Annotated in this window: 23 protein-coding genes; 13 read left to right on the top strand and 10 right to left on the bottom strand. The window is 70.5% G+C overall.

The genetic code is table 11. The features are described 5' to 3' along the window. Positions 1 to 6: 6 nt before the first annotated feature. Positions 7 to 813: a DeoR/GlpR family DNA-binding transcription regulator gene (locus PKE79_RS13120; RefSeq protein WP_271174150.1), complete on the bottom strand. Its 807-nt coding sequence runs from the start codon at positions 811 to 813 to the stop codon at positions 7 to 9. A 228-nt stretch (positions 814 to 1,041) separates the two neighbouring features. Between PKE79_RS13120 and PKE79_RS13115 the strand changes: the two genes are divergently transcribed. From PKE79_RS13115 to PKE79_RS13085, 7 genes are all read left to right on the top strand, one after another. Further along, positions 1,042 to 2,334, top strand: coding sequence for an ABC transporter substrate-binding protein (locus tag PKE79_RS13115; protein ID WP_271174149.1), 1,293 nt, complete (start codon positions 1,042 to 1,044; stop codon positions 2,332 to 2,334). A gap of 70 nt (positions 2,335 to 2,404) precedes the next feature. Further along, on the top strand, positions 2,405 to 3,334 hold the full coding sequence (locus PKE79_RS13110) for a carbohydrate ABC transporter permease (RefSeq protein WP_271174148.1): 930 nt from the start codon (positions 2,405 to 2,407) through the stop codon (positions 3,332 to 3,334). A 1-nt stretch (position 3,335) separates the two neighbouring features. After that, on the top strand, positions 3,336 to 4,181 hold the full coding sequence (locus PKE79_RS13105; RefSeq protein ID WP_271174147.1) for a carbohydrate ABC transporter permease: 846 nt from the start codon (positions 3,336 to 3,338) through the stop codon (positions 4,179 to 4,181). Between the two features lie 34 nt (positions 4,182 to 4,215). Next, positions 4,216 to 5,079: a ketose-bisphosphate aldolase gene (locus PKE79_RS13100; protein WP_271174146.1), complete on the top strand. Its 864-nt coding sequence runs from the start codon at positions 4,216 to 4,218 to the stop codon at positions 5,077 to 5,079. A gap of 27 nt (positions 5,080 to 5,106) precedes the next feature. Beyond that, positions 5,107 to 6,306, top strand: coding sequence for an ADP-dependent glucokinase/phosphofructokinase (locus tag PKE79_RS13095; protein ID WP_271174145.1), 1,200 nt, complete (start codon positions 5,107 to 5,109; stop codon positions 6,304 to 6,306). After that, a complete protein-coding gene (locus tag PKE79_RS13090; protein ID WP_271174144.1) occupies positions 6,303 to 7,277 on the top strand; it encodes a class I mannose-6-phosphate isomerase in 975 nt (324 codons plus the stop codon). Before PKE79_RS13095 ends, PKE79_RS13090 begins: the two co-directional genes overlap by 4 nt. A gap of 103 nt (positions 7,278 to 7,380) precedes the next feature. Continuing rightward, positions 7,381 to 7,950: a hypothetical protein gene (locus PKE79_RS13085; protein ID WP_271174143.1), complete on the top strand. Its 570-nt coding sequence runs from the start codon at positions 7,381 to 7,383 to the stop codon at positions 7,948 to 7,950. Positions 7,951 to 7,981: 31 nt separating this feature from the next. Here PKE79_RS13085 and PKE79_RS13080 read toward each other — a convergent pair whose 3' ends face one another. From PKE79_RS13080 to PKE79_RS13070, 3 genes are read right to left on the bottom strand one after another with little or no spacing between them, the layout of a single operon-like run. Further along, entirely contained in the window at positions 7,982 to 8,377 is a 396-nt protein-coding gene (locus PKE79_RS13080; protein ID WP_271174142.1) for a type II toxin-antitoxin system VapC family toxin, read from the bottom strand. After that, the gene (locus PKE79_RS13075) at positions 8,374 to 8,637 is read right to left on the bottom strand and encodes a hypothetical protein (RefSeq protein WP_271174141.1); all 264 of its coding nucleotides are present in this window, start codon (positions 8,635 to 8,637) and stop codon (positions 8,374 to 8,376) included. The genes PKE79_RS13080 and PKE79_RS13075 overlap by 4 nt, the downstream gene beginning before the upstream one ends. A gap of 51 nt (positions 8,638 to 8,688) precedes the next feature. Further along, positions 8,689 to 9,237, bottom strand: coding sequence for a DUF6630 family protein (locus tag PKE79_RS13070; protein ID WP_271174140.1), 549 nt, complete (start codon positions 9,235 to 9,237; stop codon positions 8,689 to 8,691). Between PKE79_RS13070 and PKE79_RS13065 the strand changes: the two genes are divergently transcribed. Beyond that, on the top strand, positions 9,231 to 11,039 hold the full coding sequence (locus PKE79_RS13065) for a phosphatase PAP2 family protein (RefSeq protein WP_271174139.1): 1,809 nt from the start codon (positions 9,231 to 9,233) through the stop codon (positions 11,037 to 11,039). The two genes, PKE79_RS13070 and PKE79_RS13065, sit on opposite strands and share 7 nt — an antisense overlap. Positions 11,040 to 11,249: 210 nt before the next feature. Here PKE79_RS13065 and PKE79_RS13060 read toward each other — a convergent pair whose 3' ends face one another. Continuing rightward, on the bottom strand, positions 11,250 to 11,582 hold the full coding sequence (locus tag PKE79_RS13060) for a TfoX/Sxy family protein (RefSeq protein WP_271174138.1): 333 nt from the start codon (positions 11,580 to 11,582) through the stop codon (positions 11,250 to 11,252). Between the two features lie 2 nt (positions 11,583 to 11,584). Continuing rightward, positions 11,585 to 11,965 carry a hypothetical protein gene (locus tag PKE79_RS13055; RefSeq protein ID WP_271174137.1) on the bottom strand — a complete coding sequence of 127 codons (381 nt, stop codon included), beginning with the start codon at positions 11,963 to 11,965 and terminating at the stop codon, positions 11,585 to 11,587. Between the two features lie 66 nt (positions 11,966 to 12,031). Here PKE79_RS13055 and PKE79_RS13050 point away from each other — a divergent pair, with 66 nt between their 5' ends. Next, positions 12,032 to 12,658, top strand: coding sequence for a winged helix-turn-helix transcriptional regulator (locus tag PKE79_RS13050; RefSeq protein WP_271174136.1), 627 nt, complete (start codon positions 12,032 to 12,034; stop codon positions 12,656 to 12,658). Between the two features lie 67 nt (positions 12,659 to 12,725). On the opposite strand, the gene PKE79_RS13045 is transcribed toward PKE79_RS13050, so the two are convergent. After that, on the bottom strand, positions 12,726 to 16,361 hold the full coding sequence (locus tag PKE79_RS13045; RefSeq protein WP_271174135.1) for a glycoside hydrolase: 3,636 nt from the start codon (positions 16,359 to 16,361) through the stop codon (positions 12,726 to 12,728). A gap of 213 nt (positions 16,362 to 16,574) precedes the next feature. Between PKE79_RS13045 and PKE79_RS13040 the strand changes: the two genes are divergently transcribed. Continuing rightward, the gene (locus tag PKE79_RS13040) at positions 16,575 to 17,699 is read left to right on the top strand and encodes a branched-chain amino acid aminotransferase (protein WP_271174134.1); all 1,125 of its coding nucleotides are present in this window, start codon (positions 16,575 to 16,577) and stop codon (positions 17,697 to 17,699) included. A gap of 51 nt (positions 17,700 to 17,750) precedes the next feature. On the opposite strand, the gene PKE79_RS13035 is transcribed toward PKE79_RS13040, so the two are convergent. Together PKE79_RS13035 and PKE79_RS13030 are read right to left on the bottom strand one after the other, a co-directional pair. Beyond that, a complete protein-coding gene (locus PKE79_RS13035; RefSeq protein WP_271174133.1) occupies positions 17,751 to 18,620 on the bottom strand; it encodes an AraC family transcriptional regulator in 870 nt (289 codons plus the stop codon). Positions 18,621 to 18,697: 77 nt separating this feature from the next. Continuing rightward, a complete protein-coding gene (locus PKE79_RS13030; protein ID WP_271174132.1) occupies positions 18,698 to 20,074 on the bottom strand; it encodes a plasmid pRiA4b ORF-3 family protein in 1,377 nt (458 codons plus the stop codon). Positions 20,075 to 20,190: 116 nt separating this feature from the next. On the opposite strand from PKE79_RS13030, the gene PKE79_RS13025 reads away from it, so the two are divergent. The 3 genes from PKE79_RS13025 to PKE79_RS13015 are packed head-to-tail and all read left to right on the top strand — an operon-like array spanning position 20,191 to position 21,946. Then, positions 20,191 to 20,772 carry a dihydrofolate reductase family protein gene (locus PKE79_RS13025; RefSeq protein ID WP_271174131.1) on the top strand — a complete coding sequence of 194 codons (582 nt, stop codon included), beginning with the start codon at positions 20,191 to 20,193 and terminating at the stop codon, positions 20,770 to 20,772. Continuing rightward, complete coding sequence (locus PKE79_RS13020; RefSeq protein WP_271174130.1) at positions 20,769 to 21,377, top strand: TetR/AcrR family transcriptional regulator; 609 nt, start codon at positions 20,769 to 20,771, stop codon at positions 21,375 to 21,377. The genes PKE79_RS13025 and PKE79_RS13020 overlap by 4 nt, the downstream gene beginning before the upstream one ends. After that, positions 21,374 to 21,946 carry a hypothetical protein gene (locus PKE79_RS13015; RefSeq protein ID WP_271174129.1) on the top strand — a complete coding sequence of 191 codons (573 nt, stop codon included), beginning with the start codon at positions 21,374 to 21,376 and terminating at the stop codon, positions 21,944 to 21,946. Before PKE79_RS13020 ends, PKE79_RS13015 begins: the two co-directional genes overlap by 4 nt. 1 nt (position 21,947) lies before the next feature. Here PKE79_RS13015 and PKE79_RS13010 read toward each other — a convergent pair whose 3' ends face one another. After that, positions 21,948 to 22,982, bottom strand: coding sequence for a LacI family DNA-binding transcriptional regulator (locus tag PKE79_RS13010; RefSeq protein ID WP_271174128.1), 1,035 nt, complete (start codon positions 22,980 to 22,982; stop codon positions 21,948 to 21,950). Between the last annotated feature and the right edge of the window lie 175 nt (positions 22,983 to 23,157).

The following is a 23,157-nucleotide window of genomic DNA, read 5'->3' as shown; positions in this document are numbered from 1 at the left end:
CGCCCGCTACGGCGTCAGCACCTCGACGCCCGCGGCGGCGAGGGCGGCGCTCATCTCGGGGCTCGGCTGCTCGTCGGTGATGAGGTAGTCCGCCTGCTCGAGCGGGACCACCTGCGCGAAGAGGCGGCGGCCGAGCTTGGTCGAGTCGGCGAGGATGGCCGTGCGGTCGGCGCGGCGCACCATCTCGGCCATCATCGTCGCGTCGCCGAGGTTCGAGGTCGAGTAGCCCGTCTCGTCGACCGCGCCGACGGCGACGAGAGCCAGGTCGCACCGGATGTCGACATCCGGCGTGCTGGAGTTCAGCGCGAGGGAGACCGGACCGGTCGTCGCCTGCGTCAGGGTGCGCACGGCGCCGCCGAAGACGTAGAGATCCCGGAACGCGTTCGGCGAGATCTCGGCCGGGATCCGCAGGTTGTTCGTCGCGATCGTCAGGTTGCGGTGGTTGCGCAGAGCCCGCGCCACAGCGAGCGTTGTGGTGCCGGCGTTCAGCATGATGACCGACCCGTCCTCGACCAGCTCGGCCGCGATGCGGGCGATCTTCTCCTTCTCCGCGACCTGCATCCGCAGGCGGACGTCGAGCCCGCGATCCCGTCCGGGGCTCTCGGCGGTGCTGACCGCGCCGCCGTGCGTCCGCACGACGACGCCCTCGCGGTCGAGCTGGTCGAGATCGCGGCGGATGGTGTCGATCGAGACGCCGAAGTGCGCCGCGAGGTCGGCGACGGTCACCCGGCCGACCTCGTCGACGTAGGCGGCGAGATCGGCTTTGCGGCCGGCCGGGAGGCGCCGACCGCGTGCGGGTGAGGGAGCTTCCATGCGGTCATATCTAGCACAGAGCGCCCAGATCGCTGAAGAAACAGCAGGAAACCGCACGATCGGCGGCAGTCAGGCGGGCCAGCTTATGTCGCGCCAACTGCGGAAAGCCGTGGAAGAGACCCGGAGAAGGGCTTGACGAGAGCACGTTGCGCGCCGCATACTCGTCCTAAACCGGCATTAAAACGCAGAAGAGCGCGGAATGCCGCAGGATCTCGAAGAGGAGAGACCATGGCAATTGATCGGAGTGCGGCCCGGCGCGCGCGAGTCGTCGCCGGCATCGCGACGGCTGCAGCGTCGGTCCTGGCGCTGTCCGGCTGCGGCGCGAACGGCGACTCGGGGGCGTCTGGGGGAGACGTCACGATCGAGTTCGCCCAGTGGTGGGAGCCGGAGCTGCCCGACGGCGAGTTCCGCGCCCTCATCGACAGGTTCGAGGAGGAGAACCCCGGCATCACGGTGGAGCTCGTCAGCGGTCCCTACGCCTCGACGAAGGAGCAGCTCTTCGCCGGCGCCGCCTCGGGCACGATGCCCGATGTCGTGGGCCTCGACGGCGCCTGGGTCAACGACTTCGCCTCCAAGGGAGTGATCGCCGATCTCACGGCCCTGATGGCGGAGTACGACTACGACGACAGCGAGCTCGCGAGCCAGATCAAGGTCGACGACAAGACCTACATGATCCCAGTGGTCAACTTCGTGTACCCGATGTTCACGAACGACGGCCTGCTCGCGGAAGCCGGCGTCTCCGAGCCGCCGTCGACCCGCGAGGAGTTCGCCGACGCGGCCGAGAAGGTCTCGGCTCTCGATGGAGACGCGTCGGGATGGGTCCTGCCGCTGTCGCTCGAGGCGCCGAACGGCGTGCAGAACGACGTGATGTCGTGGGTGTGGGCCTCGGGCGGCTCGATGCTCGACGGCGGTCAGCCGGATCTCACGAATGACGACGTCGCTTCCGCGATGGAGTTCATCGAGGGGATGTGGGACGCGGGCTCGATCGCGTCCGGCAGCTTCACGATGAAGGAGCAGGACAAGGTCGAGGAGTTCACGAACGGCCGCGTCGGGATGATGATCGACTCGCTTGCGCACATCAACCTCATCCGCGAGACGAACCCCGACCTCGAGTTCTCGATCTCGGCCATCCCCGCGGAGGAGGGCTACGAAGGCGAGCGCGGCATCCCCTACGCGTCGTGGGGCATCGGCGTCGCAGAGAACTCCGAGAACAAGGAGGCGGCGTTCAAGCTCGTCTCGTTCCTGATGGAGTCGGAGACGAACTCCGAGCTGTCGACGATGGCGAACGCGTTCCCCGGCAACACGGAGTCGGTGCCCGACTTCGTCGCGGATGACGAGCTCTTCGCGAAGGCCTTCGAGATCTACCAGGCCGGCTATCCCGCGAACGAGTTCACCGGTCTGCCCGTCGCGGAGGAGCTCATGCGGCTCCTCGGCGAGCAGCTCCAGTCGGCTCTCGACGGTCAGCAGTCGATGCAGGACGCGCTCGAGAAGGCGCAGGAGTCCTGGGAAGCCGAATTCTGATCCCGTTCCCGTTCGGTCGGATGGCGCGCGGCCGCGCGCGCCATCCGATCCCGACAGAGGTCGACGCCACATGAGCATGCAGACATCCTTCGCTCCCGACACGGAGACGCTCGTCACGGGTGCCCCGCTGTCGCGGAAGCGCCGCCAGCTGCGGAAGGCCGGCGAGTCCTACGGCTTCCTCGCCCCGACTCTCATCCTGCTCTTCGTCCTGATGATCGTGCCGATCGTCATGGTGATCGGGTACTCGTTCCAGGACGAGGCCGTGATGGGGTCGTCCTCCGGGCTCGTCGGGCTCGAGAACTACATCGCCGTCCTCTCCGACGCGGGGTTCTGGAAGGCGACGGGCAACACCTTCTTCTTCACGGTGGTCAGCGTCGCGGCGCACCTCATCCTCGGGCTGGCGTTCGCGATGCTGCTCAACAGCCCCCTGATCGGAGCGGTGCCGCGTGCGATCTTCCGCGCGCTCTACGTTCTTCCGTGGCTCTTCACGGCCGCGGTGATCGCGGTCCTCTGGCGGATGCTGCTGGCTCCGAACGGCATCATCAACTTCCTCCTCAGCACCGACGTCGAGTGGCTCGCCTCTCCACAGCTCGCGCTGGGCACCGTCACCTTCATCAACATCTGGGCTGGCTACCCGTTCTTCATGGTGAGCCTGCTCGCGGGCCTGCAGGGCATCCCGAACGAGCTCAACGAAGCGGCGACGGTCGACGGCGCCAACGCACCTCAGCGGTTCTGGAACGTGACCATCCCGCAGCTGCGCCCCATCATCGTGAGCCTCGTGCTGCTCGATCTCATCTGGACGTCGCAGCAGTTCGCGCTGATCTGGATGACCACGGGCGGCGGGCCGATCGACGTCACCGAGGTGCTCAGCACATTCACCTACAAGCTCGCGTTCGCCGAATACGACTTCTCGCTCGCCGCGACCTCCGCCGTCCTCGTGCTCCTCATGTCGATGGTGCTCGCGGTGTTCTACGTCCGCCATCAGAAGGCGAGGGACTGACATGGCGCTCTCCGTCACCGCCCGCACGCGCACGGCGCGCACCGGCGTCATCATCGGGCTCCTTCTCGGCGCGGTCTTCGCCGCCGGGCCGGTGCTCTGGATGCTCTCGAGCTCGTTCAAGTCGAACACCGAGATCTTCGAGCTGCCCCCGCGGCTCATCACGGACTCGTTCTCGCTCGACGCCTACGTCGCGATCCTCACGACGCCCGAGACGGTCCGCTTCTTCCTCAACAGCTACATCGTTGCGGGAGCCGTCACGCTGCTCACGCTGGTCGTGGCCATCCAGGCGGCGTACGCCTTCAGCCGATTCGAGTTCCGCGGCAAGCGCGTGCTGAACGTCGTGATCATCAGCGTGCAGGCGGTGCCGCCGATCACGTTGCTCATCCCGTACTTCGGCCTGGTCGTCGCACTCAAGCTCTACAACACGTACCCCGGCCTCATCCTCACCTACATGGTGTTCACGCTGCCCTACGCGATCATCATGATGACCGGGTACTTCAACACCCTGCCGCGCGAGCTCGACGAGGCCGTCCGGATGGACGGCGCCGGCTCCCTCACGGCGCTCTGGCGGATCCTCGTGCCGATCTCGGTGCCCGGCATCGTCTCGGTGGGGATCTACACCTTCATGATCGCGTGGAACGAGTACCTCTTCGCGCTCACCCTCACCCGCACCACCGACATGCGCACGGTGCCCATCGGCATCCAGCTGCTCATGGGGCAGCACTCGTACGAGTGGAACCAGATCATGGCGATGAGCATTCTCGGCTCGATCCCCGTGCTGATCCTCTTCCTGGTGCTGCAGCGCTTCTTCATCAGCGGTCTCACGGCCGGCTCCGTGAAGAGCTGACCGACCTCGCCATCCATCAACAAGGAGAATCACATTGCTGTACACCGGTAGGTCCATCCTCGACGTCGCCAACGAGCACGCCTTCGCCATCCCCGCCTTCAACATCAGCGACTGGGCGATGTTCAAGGGGATCATGGACATCAGCGAGGAGAAGGACGCGCCCGTCATCATCGCCATCCACCCCGACGAGGTCTCCCACATCACGACCGACCTCATCCCGGCCATGCACGCGCGCGCCCATCGCTCGAGCGTTCCCGTCGCCATCCACTGGGATCACGGCGGCACCTTCGAGCAGATGATCACGGCCATCCAGGCCGGCTTCACGTCGGTCATGATCGACGCCTCCCTGCAGCCGTTCGACGACAACGTCGCCCTCACGCGCAAGGTCGTCGAAGCAGCGCATTCCGTGGGCGTGCAGGTCGAGGGCGAGCTCGGGACGATCGGGGCGAACGACAGCTACGGCGAGGCAGGCGCGGCCGAGATCATCTACACGAACGTCGACGACGCGGTCCGGTTCGTGGAGGAGACCGGCGTCGACAGCCTCGCGATCGCGATCGGGACCTCGCACGGTCTCTACCCCGCCGACAAGAACCCCGAGCTGCGGCACGACCTGCTCCAGGAGATCAAGGCCGCCGTGGGAATCCCTCTCGTCCTGCACGGCGGGTCCGGCAACCCGGACAGCGAGCTGGCGCGCGCGGTCTCGCTCGGCATCAACAAGATCAACATCTCGAGCGACATCAAGGTCTCGTACCACAACCGCATGCGCGAGGTCCTCGGCACCGACGTGCGCCTGCGCGAGCCGAACGCCATCCAGCCGGAGCCGCTCGAGGCGATGAAGGTCACGGCGGCCGAGAAGATCGACCTGTTCGGAGCCGCGGGCAAGGCCACGCTGTACTGATCGTCACAGGAGACGGAAGGAGCCGGCGTGGGAGCCGATCTGGTGCTGGGGCTGGGCGGGACGGTCGACTACGAGATCCGCTGGGACACCGACGTGGTCAACGCGCTGGTCGGCGAGCTCGGCATCGTCCGCGCGGAGCTGGCGGCCGACGAGCCGATCGTCGATGAGCGCACGCTCGTCGCAGCGATCCTCGCCTTCGCCGCCGTGGGAACGGGCGGGGAGCGCTTCGTCGCCTCTTCGGAGATCGTCGAGCGGTTCGCCGCGCGGTTCCCGACCTCGGTCACCCTGGGCGGAACGGGGGTGCGGGCGGGTCTCGCGCTCGACCGACTCGGTGTCCCGAGCACCCAGCACCTCGTGAGCATCGACGACACCGTGCGCCGGCTCCTCCCGTCGTCGATGCGCGTCGTCAGCTCCGCGACGCGCGACACCCTCGATCCGCACCTCATCGTGCAGTACCCGGCCGGTGCGCGAATCCGGCTGGCGGATGGCGAGGTCGTCACGCCGAGCGCCAATCGGCTGATCTTCGCGAACGATCCGCCGAACCGCGAGATGGCGATCGCGGATGGCCTGGGCGACGCCCTCGCGACGGCGGCGGTGTTCCTCGTCTCGGGTTTCAACACGATGCAGGACGACCGGCTGCTCGTGCGGCGCCTCGATGAGCTGCGGTCCGCCATGCGCCGACTGCCGAGCGACGCCGTCGTGTACTACGAGGACGCGGGCTTCTACCGGCGCGAGTTCTCGCGCGAGATCCGAGCACGGCTGCTCGATCGCATCGACGTCTATGGCATGAATGAGGACGAGCTGCAGGAGTACCTCGGTCGGAGCGTGGATCTCCAGGACGCGGACGATGTCGTCGTCGCGCTGCGCGACGTCCATCGGCTCATCCCCGCCCCGGCGCTCGTCGTGCACACCCGCACGTGGGCTGTCGCCGTCGGCCCCGACGCGGAGCGCTACCGCGACGCTCTCGAGAGCGCGGTTCGGATCGCCGCGACCCGATATCGACTCGGAGACGGCTTCGCGCCATCCGATCTCGACGCGACCGACCGGTGCCCGCGGCATCACGGCGGCGCCCTCGTCGTCGATCGGGTGCGCGCGGCGATTCCGGGTTCCACCGGGGTCGCCGGATTCGACATCGACACGTCGTCGTCGACGACGATCGGGCTCGGGGACACGTTCGTCGGCGGCTTCCTGTCGGCGTTCGCGCCCGCGCGGAGGGCGGCGGCATGATCCACGAGCTCGGCCCCAATCGACCGCCGGAGAGGTTCTATCGCGGAGGTCGGGCCATCGCGGCGTTCCGCGGCGAGGCGTCGGCCGCCGAGCGGGAGCCGGAGGACTGGATCGGATCCGTCACGACCGTCCGCGGGGAGGCGGAGCTCGGGCTGACGCGGCTGCCCGATAGCAGGCTGCTTCGCGACGCGGTCGCGGAGGATCCGGTCTCCTGGCTCGGAGCGGAGCATGCGGCCCGCTGGGGCGCCGACGTGCGGCTCCTCGTGAAGCTGCTCGACGCGGGCCAGCGGCTGCCTGTCCACGCGCACCCCGACGACGGGTTCGCCGGGCGCCATCTCGGCTGCCGGCACGGCAAGGCCGAGGCGTGGTACATCCTCCAGGGCGGCACCGTGCACGTCGGGCTCACGCGGGAGGTGTCTGTCGACGAGCTGGCCGATCTCGTCCGCTCCCAGGATGTCGACGCGCTCCTGGGCCTCCTGCATGCGGTGCGCGTGGAGCCGGGGGACGTCGTCTGGGTGCCGCCGGGTGAGCTGCACGCCATCGGCGAGGGCGTCTTCCTCCTCGAGCTGCAACAGCCCGAGGACCTGTCGATCCTGCTCGAGTGGGAGGGGTTCGCGATCGACGGCGCGGCAGAGGGGCACCTGGGCCTCGGCTTCGACAGGGCGCTCGCCGCGGTGAATCGTCGCGCCCGTCGCGTCGAGGAGCTCGCGGAGCTCGTGCGTCCGGCACCCGTCCGGGGGTCGGTCTTCCCGGAAGCGGCGGACCCGTACTTCCGGCTCGAGAGGCTGCCGGTGGACGGGCAGGCAACCGTCGCCGCGGGCTTCTCCCTCCTCGTCCTCGTGGAGGGCTCGCTCGTGATCGACGGCGCGCGGGCCGCCGTCGGCTCGACCTTCCTCGTGCCCGCAAGCCACGGACCCGTCGAGGTCGACGGCGTCGGCGAGCTGCTCGTGGCGCGTCCGCCCGCCCCATGACGGGGACGGCCGACCCCGCTCGACCCGTGGGAGTGGGACGGTCGAGCCTGACGTTCGGCGTCCCGCGCGCGTGCACCGGGCCATCCGCTTCTCTCCTGGCAGGATGACCCGGATGATCGCCGTCGAGATCGCACCCGTGACGCTGCCGGACGCCGTCGACGCGCGCGATGCGCAGGATTTCCTCGACTACCTCGAGATCGCCGCGACCGTCATGCGGGAGCAGAGCGGCGCCGGTGTCGGCGCGCAGAAGCCTGCCGACGCACTCGAGCGGCTGCGCGGCGCGACGTGCGTGCCGCTGCTCGCGCGGATCGCCGGTCGAGCCGCGGGCGCCGCGCAGTTCATGGCGCCGACGGACGGGGGAGCGCTCGCGAGCATCAGCGTGTTCGTGCCCCGTCGCGATGCCGGGATCCTCGAAGCGATGCTCATCAAGGCCGTCGAGGAGCAGGCGCGGGCGCACTGGTTCGGGGCGGTCCGCGCGGTGAGCCTGCATCGCCCCGATACGGAGGGTGACGTCATCCCGGCGGCGGATGGCGGTGAGACGGCTCCGCGCGACCCCCAGGCGCGGGCGCTCGCGGAGTCGGGCTATGCGCTCGAGACCGTCACGCGGCATCCGACGGGCTGGGGCGACCTGGAGTACCTCGCGGCCGAGTGGCGGAAGGACCTCGCGGGGTAGGAGCATCCGGTCGGGGATGCCGCGTGCCGTTTCACGGGGTGGCGGATCCGCGCACGAGGCGGACCTGTTGTGCCCCTGCGGCAGCGGCGAGCCTGTCGTCGAACGTCGCCAGCGCCGCGCCCAGCTGAGCCGCGGCGTCGAGCACGAAGGCGTCAGGCAGCTTCAAACCTGTCTCCACGCGCAGCGAGGCCACTCGAAGCGGCGCGTTCTCATCGAGGTCGACGCGAGAGATCTCCATGGCTTCGAGGAGGGCGAGCATGTCCTCCGCTCGGCCGATTCGGGCCGGGCCGACGAGGCACTCGGTGATCGTCACGGCGTGCATGGCGAAGGTGTCGTCGCTCTCTTCGACAACTCTCCGGGCGCGCTCGTGTGCAGTGTCGCGTCCCGCCGCGTATGCGATCACGACACTCGCGTCCAGGACGATCATTCGCGCCAGTCCTCGCGCAGGTCATCGAGATGCCCGGCTGGATACGCCTCGTCGAACGTGCCGCGAAGTCGCGCGAGCGCCTGGCGGCGTCGTTGACGCGACGTCTCCCGCTGCGACTCGATCTCCTGTGCGCGCTCGACGGCGAGCCGCGCGATCAGCTCACTGCGAGACGCGGTGGGCCAGCTCCGTCGAGCTGTCTCAAGGGCGTGCGCGACCGCATCGGTGACGGTCACCTGGATGCGCGGGAGCGAGGTCGGCATGACGGAAGTGTACCTCCAGCGAGCGTGGTGCACCACCCGCAGCGAAAGCCGTCAGGCCCCGCCCGCTGATCGCAACGTGAACCCTTCTCCCTCGCCCCCGACCACGCGGGCGAACAGATCGGCGTTCACGGGCACGAGCTGGTAGCTGTCGGAGTCGATGTCGATGAGCAGCAGACGCATGCCCCGTGCCGCGAGCTGCTCGTCGATCGACACCAGAAGCGGCGGCAGCAAGCCGCCGCGCTCGAGCCGGTCGCCGAGATGATCGAGGATCCGACGCTCGGTCTCGTCGTCCCACGCGGGCGCCGCCAACCCGAGGCGAGCGCACGCGCGTGTCAGAGCAGCGCGGGTCGCGCCGAGATACTCCTCGCCGGACCAGTCGAGCCACACGATCGTGCCGGCCTCCTGCCCCACGCTGAGGAGCAGCTGGATGGCGCTCGGTCCGTCATCCTCGAACGGATCGTCGAGATCGGGGTACTTCGGGAAGGCGTTTCCCGACTGTTCACCGCCGTCCGCGAGCCTTCCGGCATCCCCTCCGCGGCCATCCGACCGCGCCCGCCGCGAGTCCGACCCGACGGACTCAGGAAGGAAGATCCGTGCCATCCGCATTCCCTCGTCGCAAGGTCGTCGCCTGCGCTGTGCTCCTCCCGCTCCTCGTCGGCCCCGCCTTCGCGCAGCCGGCCTTCGCCGCGAAGGACGACGACCTCGTCGACGCGTCGGCCATCGAGCCGCGCGCGGCGGCGTACGGCGCGTTCGTCGACACGTACCGCCAGAACACGACCGACTTCACGACGCCCGAGACGAACCCGGCGATCGGCGTGCTCTCCGAGATGCTCGAGTACTGGACGCCCGGCACCACCTGGAACGACGGCACGGTCCTGAATGCCCAGGTGCATGAGCAGAACATCGCCGCGATCGAGCGGATCACGCAGAACCGCACCGACGAGGAGGCCGACGCCGCCTACCTCGCCGACCGTCGCCACCAGAGCTACTCGATGATCGAGGGCCTCGAGGAGGACGCGCAGGAGTTCCGTGACCTCGCGAACGCGGGCACGACCATCCCCGACGAGATCCCCGCCGACGCGCTCACGACGAAGTACGACGACCGCGGCAACGAGAACGGCGCCTGGGCCGACGTCGACTCGGAGCTCGGCAGCGTCGTGCAGCTCGTGAACACCGTGCGCGGGCCGTGGGCGACCTCCAACCGCGCCAAGGAGTACTACCAGTACATGCGCCCGTTCCGCTGGAGCGACGACGTCGTGCTCGTGCCCGAGCTCGAGCCGGTCAAGAAGCCCGAGTCGGAGGCCGCGTCGGACGGCGGATTCCCGAGCGGGCACACGAACGCCGCCTTCCTCGCGGGCATCGCGCTCGCCACGGCCGTGCCCGAGCACTACGACGACCTCCTGCTGCAGGCGTCCGACCTCGGCTACAGCCGTGCCGAGGCCGGGATGCACTCGGCGCTCGACATCATCGGCGGCCGCATCCTCGCGACCGGCCTCGCCGCGGCGACCCTCGCCGACGACGAGAACGCCGAGCTGATCGCCGAGGCGACGGCGGACGCCGACACCGCGCTCGATACCGAGCTCGATCTCGACACCGACCGCGACGCGTACCAGGCGCGCCTCGCGGAGTACCTCGCGAACACCACGTTCGGCCTCGACCCCGTCGGCGAGGCGGGCGTCGCGCCGGTCGTGCCGGAGGGCGCCGAGGAGCTCATCCGCACGCGCTACCCCTATCTCGACGACGCGCAGCTGCGCTGGGTGCTCTACTCGACGGCGCTCGAGTCGGGTCTCCCCGTCGCGGATGACGCCGAGGGCTGGGGCCGGCTCAACCTCTTCGCCGCCGCGAACGGCTTCGGCGCATTCGACCGCGACGTCGCGGTCTCGCTCGACGCGACGGCGGATGGCTACGGTGCGGTGGACGTGTGGCGGAACGACATCGACGGCGCGGGGTCGCTCACGCTCGACGGCACGGGCACGCTCATCCTCGCGGGTGAGAACTCCTTCACGGGCGGCGTGCGCGTGAAGGGCGGCGAGCTCGTCGCGACGACCGCGACCGCGCTCGGCACTGCCGACGTCGAGCTGCAGCGCGGGGTCGTCCGCGAGCAGGCGGATGGCACGCTCGAGGTCGGCGGGGAGCTCACGCAGAAGAAGGGGGCGACGCTCGCGCTGACGATCGAGGACGCCTCCGCTCCCGCCCTCTCGGTCGACGGCAAGGCGAAGCTGCGCGGCACGCTCGCGGTCGACGTGTCGGCGCTGGCCGAGGTGCCGGCAGAGCTGCCGCTCATCGAGGCCGCGAAGTTCCCGGGCGCGCTTCCGTCGCTCGAGGTCACGGGGCTGCCGGAGGGCTACCACCCGGAGCTGCGCGTCGAGGGCGGCGTGCTCACGTTGGTCGACGCGCGCTGACGCGGCGGGCGGGCGGGGAGAACCCCGCCCGCCGCCTGTCGCGTCGAGGACAACCCGCAAGGCTACGAACTGGGTGCCGCGAATCCGCGAGTTAAGTGTCGCGAATCCACGAGTTCACCGTCGCGAATCCGCGAGCTGAACCGCGCCTCGCGGAGCGCAGGGGCCTCGTCCGCGTTGCGCGCGAGGCCCCGCCACGCTGTCGCGTGGACGTCAGCCCGCTCGTTCCAGGCTCACGTCCACCCAGAACTGCAAGGCGTCCTCCGCCTGCACGTGCTCCGGCGCGACGTGCAGCCATCCGGGTCCCATCGTCCGCTCGCCCATGAAGGCCTGCTCGGCCGCGGTGCTCTCGATCAGCTCCGCATGACGGCTCGGTGCGACGTGAACCAGCAGCTCCCCGTCCTTGCCGGCCGTCACCGCCATCCGCTCGTCGACCATGAACGCGCGGCTGCCGAACATCGACACTTCGCGGACCACGCGCCCGTCGAGGAGCTCGCGGATGCGCGCCGCGAGCGCATCTCGCGCCGGTCGCTCGGCGGCAGCCACTGTCAGCGCCCGCCCTTTGCGAGGTAGTCCTGGCCGTCGTAGTGCAGCTGCAGCCGATCGATGACGCCGTCGCGAAGCGTGAAGAACTCGGCGATGCGCACCACGCCGCCCGGCATCGTCGCGTCGTAGAGGACCGCGGAGCCGCCCGTGCCATGCACCTCCTGGACGAGCTCGATTCCCTGCACCGTCGCGACGAAGCCCAGGGCGCCCTGGAGGAAGCCCTCCGTGGCATCGGGGATGTGGCCGGCGAGTGATCCCGTGAAGTCGAGATGGTCGGAGAGGAGCGGGCGGAGCGCGTCGCCATGGTCATAGGCATCGGCGCCGGACGTGAGCACGGCGTAGTACTCCTGCAGGACACGCGGCGCGTCGCTGGAGACGATCATGGGGAACCTCCCGAGTCGAGTTACTATAAATTCTCAAGTTATCTTTCTCGAAGTCAAGAGGGTTCCGTGAAGTCATACGGCCAGCTGTGTGCGGTTGCGCGTGCTCTGGATGTGGTCGGCGATCGCTGGACGCTGCTGATCGTGCGCGAGCTGCTCATCCGGGGTCGTGCCCGATTCCGCGACCTGCAGGCGGGCCTGCCCGGTCTCGCACCGAATCTGCTCACCCAGCGCCTGCGCGACCTGGAGGGGGAAGGTGTGCTGCGACGCGAGCGGGGTACGCCGCGGAGCGACTACATCCTCACCGAACGCGGACGGGCGCTCGAGGGGGTCGTGCGCGAGCTGCTGAAATGGGGAGCGCCGACCGTGCGCGATGCGCCCGCCGACGCGATCTTCCAGATGCACTGGCTGAGCATGCCGGCGGCGCACCTGCTGCGTGACAGCCAGCCGGAGCGAGGTGCTGGGTGCGTGCGATTCGGCGATCCGGCGGACGGGTTCGACGTGCTCGTCGGTGACGGCGCGGTCCGCGTCGGTCCGTGCGATGGCGGGCGGACTCCGGACGCCGTCGTGAAGGGTCCAGGGGCAGCTCTTGTCGGACTGGTCCAGGGTGCGCTGCCGCTCGAGCGCGCCGCGGCCGCGGGTGTCGCGATCGAGGGCGACGTCGAGGCGCTTCGCCGCATCCTGCCCGCGGGTTGAGCGGAGACAGAGCTGCGGCGGACAGGGGTGCATCCCCGTCCGCCGCAGCGTGTGCGGTATCCGCTTCTCAGCGGCGTGCCGGCGCCGGCAGCATCCGCTGCTCCTCGCTGACGAGGGTCGCGCTCTCGACGCCGGGAGCCGACACGGTGAGCTCGACGCTCAGGTGCTTGCCGGCGTCGCCGCGGACCGGCGTGTAGCTCGAATCCGTCGCACCCGCGATCGGCCGCCCGTTGCGCAGCCACTGCCACGAGACGTCGCCGTCGGCGGGGGCGAACTCCGCGATCGCCTCGACGGGCTCGCCGATCGCGGGTGCCTCGCTGAGCTCGAGCCGCGTGATCACGGCCGTCCTCGAGATCGCGACGGTCGTCTCGCTCGAGACGGATCCGTCGGTCGATGTCACGACGATGCGCGCGGTCCATCCGTTCGAGGCGTCGGCCTGCTCGACCTCGACCGATGCCTCATCGTCGAGCGCGAAGGCCTGCACGACGGGCGGAACGGACGGATCGGCGGTCACCGCGTAGGCGCTGGCGTCGGGCGAGAAGCCCTCCACCGTCTCGCCGGCCACGCGGAGGTCCGCGAGGGTCGCGACTGCGGCCGGCGAGGCCACGCTCTCGAACAGCTCGACCTCCGAGACGATCATGTGCATCCCCTCGGCGGCGTGCAGGGTGAAGCGCACCCCGGTCGCCGTCCGGGTGGCGAACTCGGCCGTCACGATCGGAGCGCCGGTGGACGGAGACTCCACGGCCTGCGGAGACTCCCAGCCGGGCGCGGGCGCCCAGGCGCCGTCGGCGTCGCGCACCTCGATCGTCATCGTCTCGGCCCAGCTCGCGCGGCCGTCGCGCCAGAAGCGGATCGCGGCTCCGTCGAGGTCGCGCGCCTCGAACGTGTACGTGAGGGTGCTCGTCTGCTCCTGAGCGCTGCCGGACCAGTTCGACCATCCCTTGTCGTCGAGGACGCCGTTCAGCGTGCGCTCCGCCGGGTAGCCGGGCTCCGTGTAACTGGCCTCGACCGCGACGCCGCCGTCTGCCGCGAAGCTGCGCTGCGTGCCCTCCGTGACGAGCACGGCGAGCCGCGCCGCGAGCTCTGCGCCGTCGGCCTGCGCCGTGCCGGTGATCGAGATCGCACCGGGCTCGGCCAGCGCGCTCTCATCGAGCGTCGTCCAGTCCCACTCGACCGGCACCTCGAAGGCGTGCTCCGACGCCCCCACGCGGGCCGGCACGGTATCCGGCGCTGCCGCACGCACGGCGTCCGGGGTGGTGCCCGCCGCGACCGTGACTGATACCGGATCCGTCGCGGTGAGGCCGCCGACATCGACGTGCGCGACGACGGTGAACGTCTGCCCGAACAGGTCGACGGCCGTGCCCGGCACCTCCACGCGGCCCTCGTTCTCCCAGGCCGCGTCATCGGGAAGGTCCCACTCGACCGGAACCGCCGCGCCCGTGCCCCACGCGTACGCCGAGAGGACGGTCTCGGGCAGCAGAGGAGCGACGCCGGCCGTTGTGCGTGCCGGGATCGCCGTCCCATTGACGGGGGTCAGGTCGCGCGCCTCCCAGGCCTGGTTCGCTCCTCCGTTGGAGCCGTACACGCCGACCGAGGCGCCCTCGGCCGAGGACTGCCCGCCCACCTCGAGGGCGAGCGCAAGCGCCTCGTTCACGAACGAGAAGCTCTTCCCGTCGGTGGTGTTGACGATCCACCGTGTCTCGGGGCTCTCGGCCGCGGCCGACGGGTCGATGTCGCGCAGGTCGGTGCCCGCGCTCGTCGCGCCGAGGACACGGCCGTCGCCGTTCTCGAGCACGACGCGCTGGGTCGCGGTCCTCTCGCCGACGGCGACCGTGTGGGCCGTCCACTTCTGCGCCGCTGCGGTCGCCGTGTCGTCGGCGAGCGTCGTGATGCTCGTCGCCGCACCGGAGCCGCCGGCGGTGAGTGCCTTTCCGCTCTGCGCGCCGACGAGCTGGTAGCTGTGCCCATCCTCGATGGCGGGCGCATCGGCCGAGACGCCGGAGACGCCGTCGATCACGAAGGTCGTGACCGACTTCGCGGGCACGGTGAGGGTGGCCGACGCGTCATCGACGGCGACGGGGGGTCCCTCGACGAGCGCGTTCGCGGTCGGCTCATCGGGCGATGGGGCCTCCGTCGTGACGTACGGCGTCACGGTCGCGCCGTCCGCGATTTCGCCGAAGGCGGAGAGATCGAGCGTGACCGAAGCCGCATCCGCGCTCGTGTTGCGGTGGACGATGGTCGCGCCCGTCCCGTCACCGCGGATGGCCGCGGTGCTCGAGGTGTCGTCGACGGGCACGAGGCGATCGCCCTCGTGGATGAACTTCGTGAAGTTGCGGATGGTGTTGAACTTCGAGTTGACCTCGACGCCGCACGGCTCGACGGCGGTCGAGTCGCCGCCCGCGTCCGCGACGCGTCGCGCCGACTTCCACACGGTGCGGCCATCCTCCTCGTAGGGCTCGCAGTCGAGGTCGATGAAGACCGAGCCCCAGTTGAGGTCCTCGCCCTGCGGCTGCATGTTGTAGAGGTCTTCGACGGGCTGCCAGAGCACCCACGCGCTCGGCTCGAGCTCGCGCAGGTCGTCCATGATGCGACCCGCGATGCCGAGGCCGTTCTCGATGTCGACAGGGTCGTACCCGTCGACCCAGCTGCCCTCGATCTCGCTCATCCAGAGCGGGGTATCGGCCTGCTTCGCGAGGTCGCGCACGACGAGGCGTCCGCTCGTGCCATACGTGTGCACGTTCATGCGGCTGACGTCCTCGCGCGTCTCCGCCGGGTATGCCGCCCAGTTCCGCGCGAAGATCCCGGGGTTCGTCTCGTCCATGGCCGAGATGCGCGCACCGGTCTCGGCCCCGTCGAGCACGGCGGCGAGCGCCTCGACGACCTCGACCTGGCGCTGCGGCCCGACGTGCATGCCCTCCTGGCGGCCGCCGACCGGAACGCCGTTCTCGAGCCGCGTCCCCCAGTAGTTCGTGTTCGGCTCGTTGAACGGGTCGATCGTGTCGACCTCGATCCCGTGCTCGGCCTCGAGGTGCTCCGTGACGTTGACGAGGTACTGGGCGAACGCCTCGTCCGCCTCGGGCTTGAGCTGCTCGGCAGCCGCGTCGAACCCGCCCGAGACGTAGCCGCTCTCGGTCATGAAGTAGGGCGCCGAGTTCGCGAAGGTCTCCCAGTGCGTGATCTGCCCGTCGGCGACCAGCCGGTCGACCCACCAGCGCTGCGTCTCGTCCGCGTCCCAGTCATAGTGCGCGGGGTCATCCGCGTCGAACGCCGCGAGAACCGCGTCGCGATCGGCGTAGGTCGTCGCCGCTCCGCCGTAGAGCCCCTCGGAGCCGTCGGGATCCGGCGCCCACCAGCCCTCGACGGCGCCGCCTGCGCGCAGGTAGTCGGCCACGTCCGAGGCGTTGCCGCCGCCGATGTTGTAGCGGGCGATGTTGAGGTCGAGCCCGTCCTCGCCGAAGACGGCCTGGTAGAGCTCCTCGCGGAGTTCCTCGGGGTAGTCGCCGGTCGCATTCGCGAACCAGGCGAGGCTTGTGCCCCACCCCTGGAACGCCTCGCCCGCGGAGGCGGGGTTCGGCGTGATCGTGACGGATCGCTCCGCCGCCTCGGCCGCGCTCGCGGCGGGTGAGGCGATCAGCGCCCCTCCCACGAGCGCGGCGCCCGTCGTGAGCGCCGCGGCGCGCCGCAGCGTGTGCGATGTCGGCATCGACACTGCCCCTTTCGTCGTCGAAAGCGTCGCGCGGCACCCGGCTGAGCCGTCCGCTGCGACAGACCATGTTTGCGCAACCATAGCGGATGCGGCCCGATCGCGGCAGGCCGCGCGCACGCCACGACCTCGCGATTGGCCCGAGACGGAGGGCCCGCTCCTCTGCGAGCCTGCTCGGATGGGCGTGCCATGCACACGCGGGAAGGGAAAGAGATGACGACGACGGCGACCGGATACACGGCAGGCGACTTCGCGGTGCGGCGGAATGCCGCCCCGACCTCGGTCGGCGAGCGCGAGCGCATCCTCGAGGACCCGGTGTTCGGCCAGCGCTTCACCGACCATATGGCGATCGCGGAATGGAGCGCAGACAGCGGCTGGCACGACCTGCGCGTGGAGCCCATGGGGCCGCTTCCGCTCCATCCGGCAAGCGCCGTCCTGCACTACGGGCAGGAGATCTTCGAAGGCCTCAAGGTCTACCGCCATCCGGATGGCCGGCTCGTCACGTTCCGTCCGGAGATGAACGCGCGGCGGATGGCGCGCTCTGCGGAGCGGCTCGCCCTGCCGGTCCCGCCGGAATCGCTGTTCCTCTCGGCCGTCGACGCGCTCCTCGCGCAGGACGCGGAATGGGTTCCCGCGCGCCCCGGCGCGAGCCTCTACCTGCGTCCGTTCGTCATCGCGTCGGAGGCGTTCCTCGGTGTGCGGCCGGCGAAGCAGGCGCTCTTCGGAGTGATCGCCTCGCCCGCGGGCGCCTATTTCTCGGGCGCGAGCGAGGGCGTCTCGCTCTGGCTCTCGACGGACTTCTCGCGCGCGGGGCGCGGCGGCACGGGAGCCGCGAAGTGCGGAGGAAACTACGCGGCGTCGCTCGCCGCCCAGCGCGAGGCCGAGGCGCACGGCTGCGCGCAGGTTCTCTTCACCGACGCCGAGACGCACACCTGGGTCGAGGAAGCCGGCAGCATGAACATCTTCTTCGCCTTCGCCGACGGGTCGATCGTCACGCCCCCTGCCGAGGGGACCATCCTCGAGGGCGTCACGCGCGACAGTGCGCTCGCGCTCGCGGCCGACCTCGGCCACCGGGTCGAGGAGCGCCCCGTGAGCGTCGACGAGTGGGCCAGGGCGGCCGCGGACGGAACCCTCGCCGAGGTGTTCGCGACGGGAACCGCCGCCGTCGTGACGCCGATCGCCCGCCTCGTCTCGCCCGAGCGCGTCATCGAGACGCCGACCGCGGGCTTCGGCCCGGTCGCCGCCCGGCTGCGCGACGAGCTGACCGGCATGCAGTTCGGCACCGTCCCGGATCGATTCGGATGGCTGCGGGAAGTCGGTCGCGCGCCGGCCGCCTGACGGCCGGCCATCCGCCGCGCGTCTCGCGAGCGGCGGATGGCCCGATGCCCGTCAGGCGCGCTCGACCGGGAGCCAGAGCTCGCACCGGGCGTGCGTGAACGCGGCGTCGTGCTCGAGAACGGCCACGATGGAGGGCCCCGGGCGCAGGCGCCAGGGGTTCGACGGGAACCACTCGGCGGCGGTCGCGGCCCACATGTCCTGCAGGGCCTTCGGATGCGGGCCGTCGCTCGTGAAGACGGCCCAGCTGCCGGCGGGCACCGCGATCGCATCGAGGTCGTCGGGAGCGTCGACGTCATCCGAGATCGCGACACCGTGCAGGTAGGTCAGGTCGCTGCCCTCGGCACTGTCCTGCTCGATGTCGTCGGTCACCTGGAGGATGCCCGCCGGCTCCGTGTCGCCGAGCGCCTTGAGACGCACGTGCTCTTCCATCGGGATGCGGGCGATGTGCTCCTGGATGTGCGGGTTGACCCCCTCGTGGATGAGCGGCACGCGCGTGGCGTGGCCGACCAGCCGGAGTGCGGGGTGTTCGATGAGGCGGACGTGCATGGGGGTGCTCCCTTCGACGGTCAGGCGGAACCTGAGCTGCTGTTGACTGCGGAAGGGGCCGCCGTCGCGACGGGCCTCGCTCGGGCCGACGCCGTGCACGCTGCGGAACGCCCGCGCGAACGCCTCGGTCGATCCGTAGCCGTACCGGACCGCGATCGCGAGCAGGTCGCCCGACGACTCCGCGACATCCGCCGCGGCCAGGGTCATGCGCCGCCTCCGGACGTATTCCGAGACCGGCATGCCCGCGAGCGACGAGAACATCCGCCGCAGGTGGTGCTCCGTCGTGCCGTGGGCGTGCGCGACGGCGGCCACGTCGATCTCGTCGTCGGGCGTGCGCTCGACGGCGTCGATCAGGTCGTTGAGTGCGGCGATCATGGCCCCTCCTTCCGCATCGAGTCTCGTTCGCACGACCGCTGCTGCGCCCGACCGTTCCGGACCGATCCGGTCGGGTGCTACCGCAGCGCCTCGCGCGCGAAGAGGGCGATGTCGGCGCTTCCCTCGCGCGTGAGCCGCTCGCGCCATCCGAAGAGCACCCTGAGCAGGTCCTCCGTCCGCCCGGCGACGCTCGCGATGTCGTCGCGGTCGAACTCGCCGCTCGGGTGCTGCCACCCCGCCATCGTGAGCCCGAAGGCGATCGCGCGCCACCGCTCATCCGCCGGGGTGCCGTCGGCGAGCGAGAGGAACAGGAGCACGGCCGCGTCGACCTCGGCGTCCTGCAGTTTGCGGTAGAGCCCGCGCGCGACGAGTCGCAGCAGCCGCCGCGGGTGGCCGAGCGCCTTCCTCGCCTCTGCGCCCAGCAGCAGGCGCCCCTTCTGCACCCGCACGAGCCCGAGGCGCTGCGCCGTCTCGCGCAGGTTCGCGATCGGCGGCGTGAGGTCCTCGCGGTTGCCCTTGCCGATCCAGTCCTCGATCCAGCCGAGCGCGGTCATGCCGTCGAGCACGACGTCGGGCGGCAGCCAGCCCGCCGAGGTGAGGTCGATGCCGCCCGCGCCGACGGCATCCACGAGCCATGCGAAGGGGCGGATCAGCCGCTCGGCCGTCGCATCGTCGAGGTCGGTGGGCGCGAGCACGCCGGTGCGATAGAGATGCTGGCGGAGCTCAGAGCGGATGGCCGGAGGCAGCGTCCCCGCGAACGCGACGATGGGCGACTCGAGGTCGACATCGCCCGGCGGGCGCAGCTCGTCCGCCTTGACGAGGCCCGACATGTCGTACGGGTGGACGCCCGAGCCGCTGGGGTTGAACAGCAGGTTGAGCTCGGCCTGGATCGACGGCGGGTCGAAGAACGTGGGGTCCGCGGGCGCCCAGGGACCGACGGTGTCGGCGACCCACTGCCGGATCTCGTCGTGCTCGGGATGGTCGGGGTCGGCCCAGATCGCGCACTTCTCCTGGTACCCCTCCGCGCCGCCCGAGTCCTCCCACGGCCCGCGGTTGCGCCCCGCGCGCAGAAGCACGGGCGGGGCCTCGGCGATGGGCGTCATCTCGTGGTTGATCTCCACGAGGTGGTGCCACGTGTCGCCGAAGTCGTAGATGTAGGCGAGCGGTGACTCCTCGAGGGCGCCGAGGATGGTCCACTCGTCCTCATCGAGGATCTCCGGATCGTCGGACGACGGCTGCCCCCACCGCAGGGGCGGGCGCGGGGTGAGGTCCTCGGTGAGGGGCAGGCCCTCGAAGGTCTCGTGTCGGTGGGTCTCGCGCCAGCCCAGCATCACCTGGATCGCCATATGCAGCTGGCGGATGGTCATCTGGCCGTCGATCTCGAACTCGCGCCAGATCTCCGGCTCGACGTCGCGCAGGGTGACGCGGAGGTAGAGGCGCTCGTCCGGTTCCATGGGTCGATCGTACGGACAGGCCGCGGCCCAACGTTGGGCCAGGGCCCTTGTGAGCCGTTCGGCTAAGTCGTACAGTGCTGTTCGAGAAGCGGGGAGGGCTCTCGAGAGGAGTCATCATGTCGAAGGTGATCGCGGCGATCTCGATGTCGCTCGACGGATTCGTGACCGGTCCCGACGTCTCGCGCGAGCAGCAGCTCGGCACAGGCGGGATGGCGCTGCACCGATGGGTGCACGCGCCCGACGAGCACGACGTGGAGCTGCTCGACCGGATGGCCGGCGCCGCGGGCGCGGTTCTCATGGGCCGCACGTCGTACGACCTCGCCGAGGGCGACGGCGGGTGGGGTGACGGCGGGCCGGTCGGGGCGGTGCCCTGCTTCGTGCTGACCCACGAGGCCCCGGATCTGGAGACCGTGCGCGCACGTGACGTATTCACTTTCGTGACGGATGGCCTCGGGAGCGCCGTCGCGCAGGCTCGCGAGGTCGCGGGGGAGCGGGCTGTCGCCGTGCACGGGGCGAGCGCGACGCAGCAGTGCCTCGCCGCGGGCATCCTCGACGAGATCTGGATCCATCTCGCACCGCTCCTGCTCGGAGAAGGGGTGCGGCTCTTCGAGCACGTGGGTGGGCAGCATGAGCTCGAGCGAGTGGACGTCATCCCCTCGTCGACTGCGACGCACCTGCACTACCGGGTCATCCGGTGACAGCGGCGCCGACCGCCAAGCGCGCCGACGCGCAGCGGAACATCCAGGCCATCCTCGACGCGGCCGCCGTCTGCCTCAGCAAGGACGCCGCCGCGAGCGTGGCCGAGATCGCCCAGGCGGCAGGGGTGGGGCGCGTGACCCTGTACGGGCACTTCGCGAACCGCGCCGAGCTCATCGACGCGGCCATCGCGCGCGCCATCGACGAGGGCGACGCAGCGCTCGCCGCGATCGACCTCGGTGGCGACCCGCGGACGGCTCTCGTGCGCCTCGTCCGTCAGAGCTGGTCGGCCATCGTGCAGATCGGCGCGCTGATGAGCGCGGGGGCGGCCACCCTGACGCCGGAGCGGATGCTCGAACTGCACTCGCGCCCCGTGTCGCGCGTCGAGGCTCTCGTGCGGCGCGGACAGGAGGCCGGCGCCTTCCGGTCGGATCTCCCGACCACCTGGCTCGTGAGCACTCTCCACCGCATCATGCACGGCGCAGCCGAGGACATCGACGCCGGTCGTCTCGCGGCCGCGCAGGCGCCTTCCGCCATCGCCGCGACCGCGCTCGCGGCATTCACCCCGCCGGGCCATCCGGTGCCCTCTCTCGAGGAGTGGTCATGACCGTCGTCGCCGGGCGGAGGACACCCTGGCTGCTGCGCCGCTGGGCCGCCCTCGCCGGGATCGTGTTCGGAGGGGCGCTCGCCCTCGCCTTCGCGCGCGGCTTCTCGAACTCCGCCGAGGTCGCTCAGGTGCTCACGGCGGCCGGGTTCGTCTACCTCGGCGCCGCGGCGCTCGGCCGGCCCAGCCTCGCGTGGCCGCTCTTCGGCGTCACCTTCGTGCTCATCGGCGTTGGGGCCCTCGTCGACGGGTTCAACGCGTTCTGGGCCCTGGTCGTCCTCGCGATCGCGCTCGCCGTCGTCGGCGTCGTGCGCGGGGCCATCCGGCCGCCGTGGGGGCTTCCGCTGCAGGCCGCTGCGATGGCGGCGATCATCGGGATCGCGCTCGTCGTCGCGGCGCTCGGTCAGCCGTGGGCGGGAGTGCTCGTCGGGCTCGGGCTGCTCGGGCACGCGGTGTGGGATGCGCGGCACCTGCGCGCCCGACGCGTCGTCGCGCCATCCATGGCCGAGTTCTGCTGCGCTCTCGACGCGCTGCTGGGCGCGGCGGTGATCGGGATGTCCGTGGTCGCGTGAGTCACGGTGACTCGGACACGGTGGTCGACGCTCGCACGAGGAGCTCGGGCGTCAGCAGCGATGACTCGGGTGTCTCGCCGGCGACGACGCGCAGGAGGGTCTCGAGAGCACGTCGCCCCATCTCGTGCATCGGCGAGCGGACGGTCGTGAGCGGGATGCCCACGGAGGCCGCGAGCGGCGTGTCGTTGTAGCCGACGAGGGCGACGTCGTCTGGCACCGACATGCCCCGCGTGATGAGGGCGCCGAGGCTTCCGATCGCGGCGAAGTCGTTGGTCGCGAAGACCGCGTCAGGGCGGATCCCGGCGTCGAGCGCCGCCATCGTCGCCTCCTGCCCGGCGGCCGCGTCGAATCCGCGATAGACGATGCGCTCGGGCGGCACGTCCACGCCCGCGTCATGGAAGCTGTCGATGAGCCCCCGCGTGCGGTCGCGGGCGGTGGAGGCGAACGCGAGGCCGGCGAGGATCAGGACGTCGGTGCGGCCGATCTCGAGCAGGTGCTCGCCGACGAGGCGGCCTCCCAGATAGTCGTCGCACGTGACCCCCACGTGCGGAGGGCGTCGTCGCGAGGTCACGACGAACGGCACTCCCTGCTCCGCGAGGTCGTCGAGGAACGGGTCGTCGAGGTGGGCGTCTCCGAAGATGATCCCGTCGACGCGGCGGTCGAGCATCTGCTGGGTGCGGATGCGCTGCTGCGCGACGTCGTCGAGCGAGTTCGTCACGAACGTCGAGATGCCGCGCTCTCCGGCGGCCTCGTCGATGCCCTCGTAGATCGTGGCGAGCACGTAGTCCTGGAGTCGGGGGACGATCACGCCGATCTGGTTCGATCGCGCCGTGCGCAGGCTCGCCGCGTGGGGGTTGCGGCGGTAGCCGTGCTCCTCGGCGATCTGCCGGATCTCCGCGACCTTGCCCGGTGAGGCCCAGCGCAGGGCCTCCTCGCCGGGGGCGCCCAGGACGCGGGAGACGGTCGTGATGCTCACGCCGGCGAGGTCGGCGATGCCGCGCTGGGTGATGGGGCGCCGGCCCGGTGGTGGTGTCACGCGTGCTCCTCGTGGGACGAGTCCATTGTGGCGCACGGCGCCGTCGCCGCCGACGCGATGTCGCGTCGGTTTGCCGCAAACTCCTGTAACACGATCTTCACACAAACGATTGCGTTCAACGATTGTGTGGGAGCAGTATGGACGGCAACCCGCTCGCTCGACCCTCGGAAGAAGC

It is taken from the genome of Microbacterium barkeri, assembly GCF_027921765.1.
Taxonomy (GTDB): Bacteria; Actinomycetota; Actinomycetes; order Actinomycetales; family Microbacteriaceae; genus Microbacterium; species Microbacterium barkeri.
This window is presented reverse-complemented; position numbering and strand designations above follow the sequence as displayed.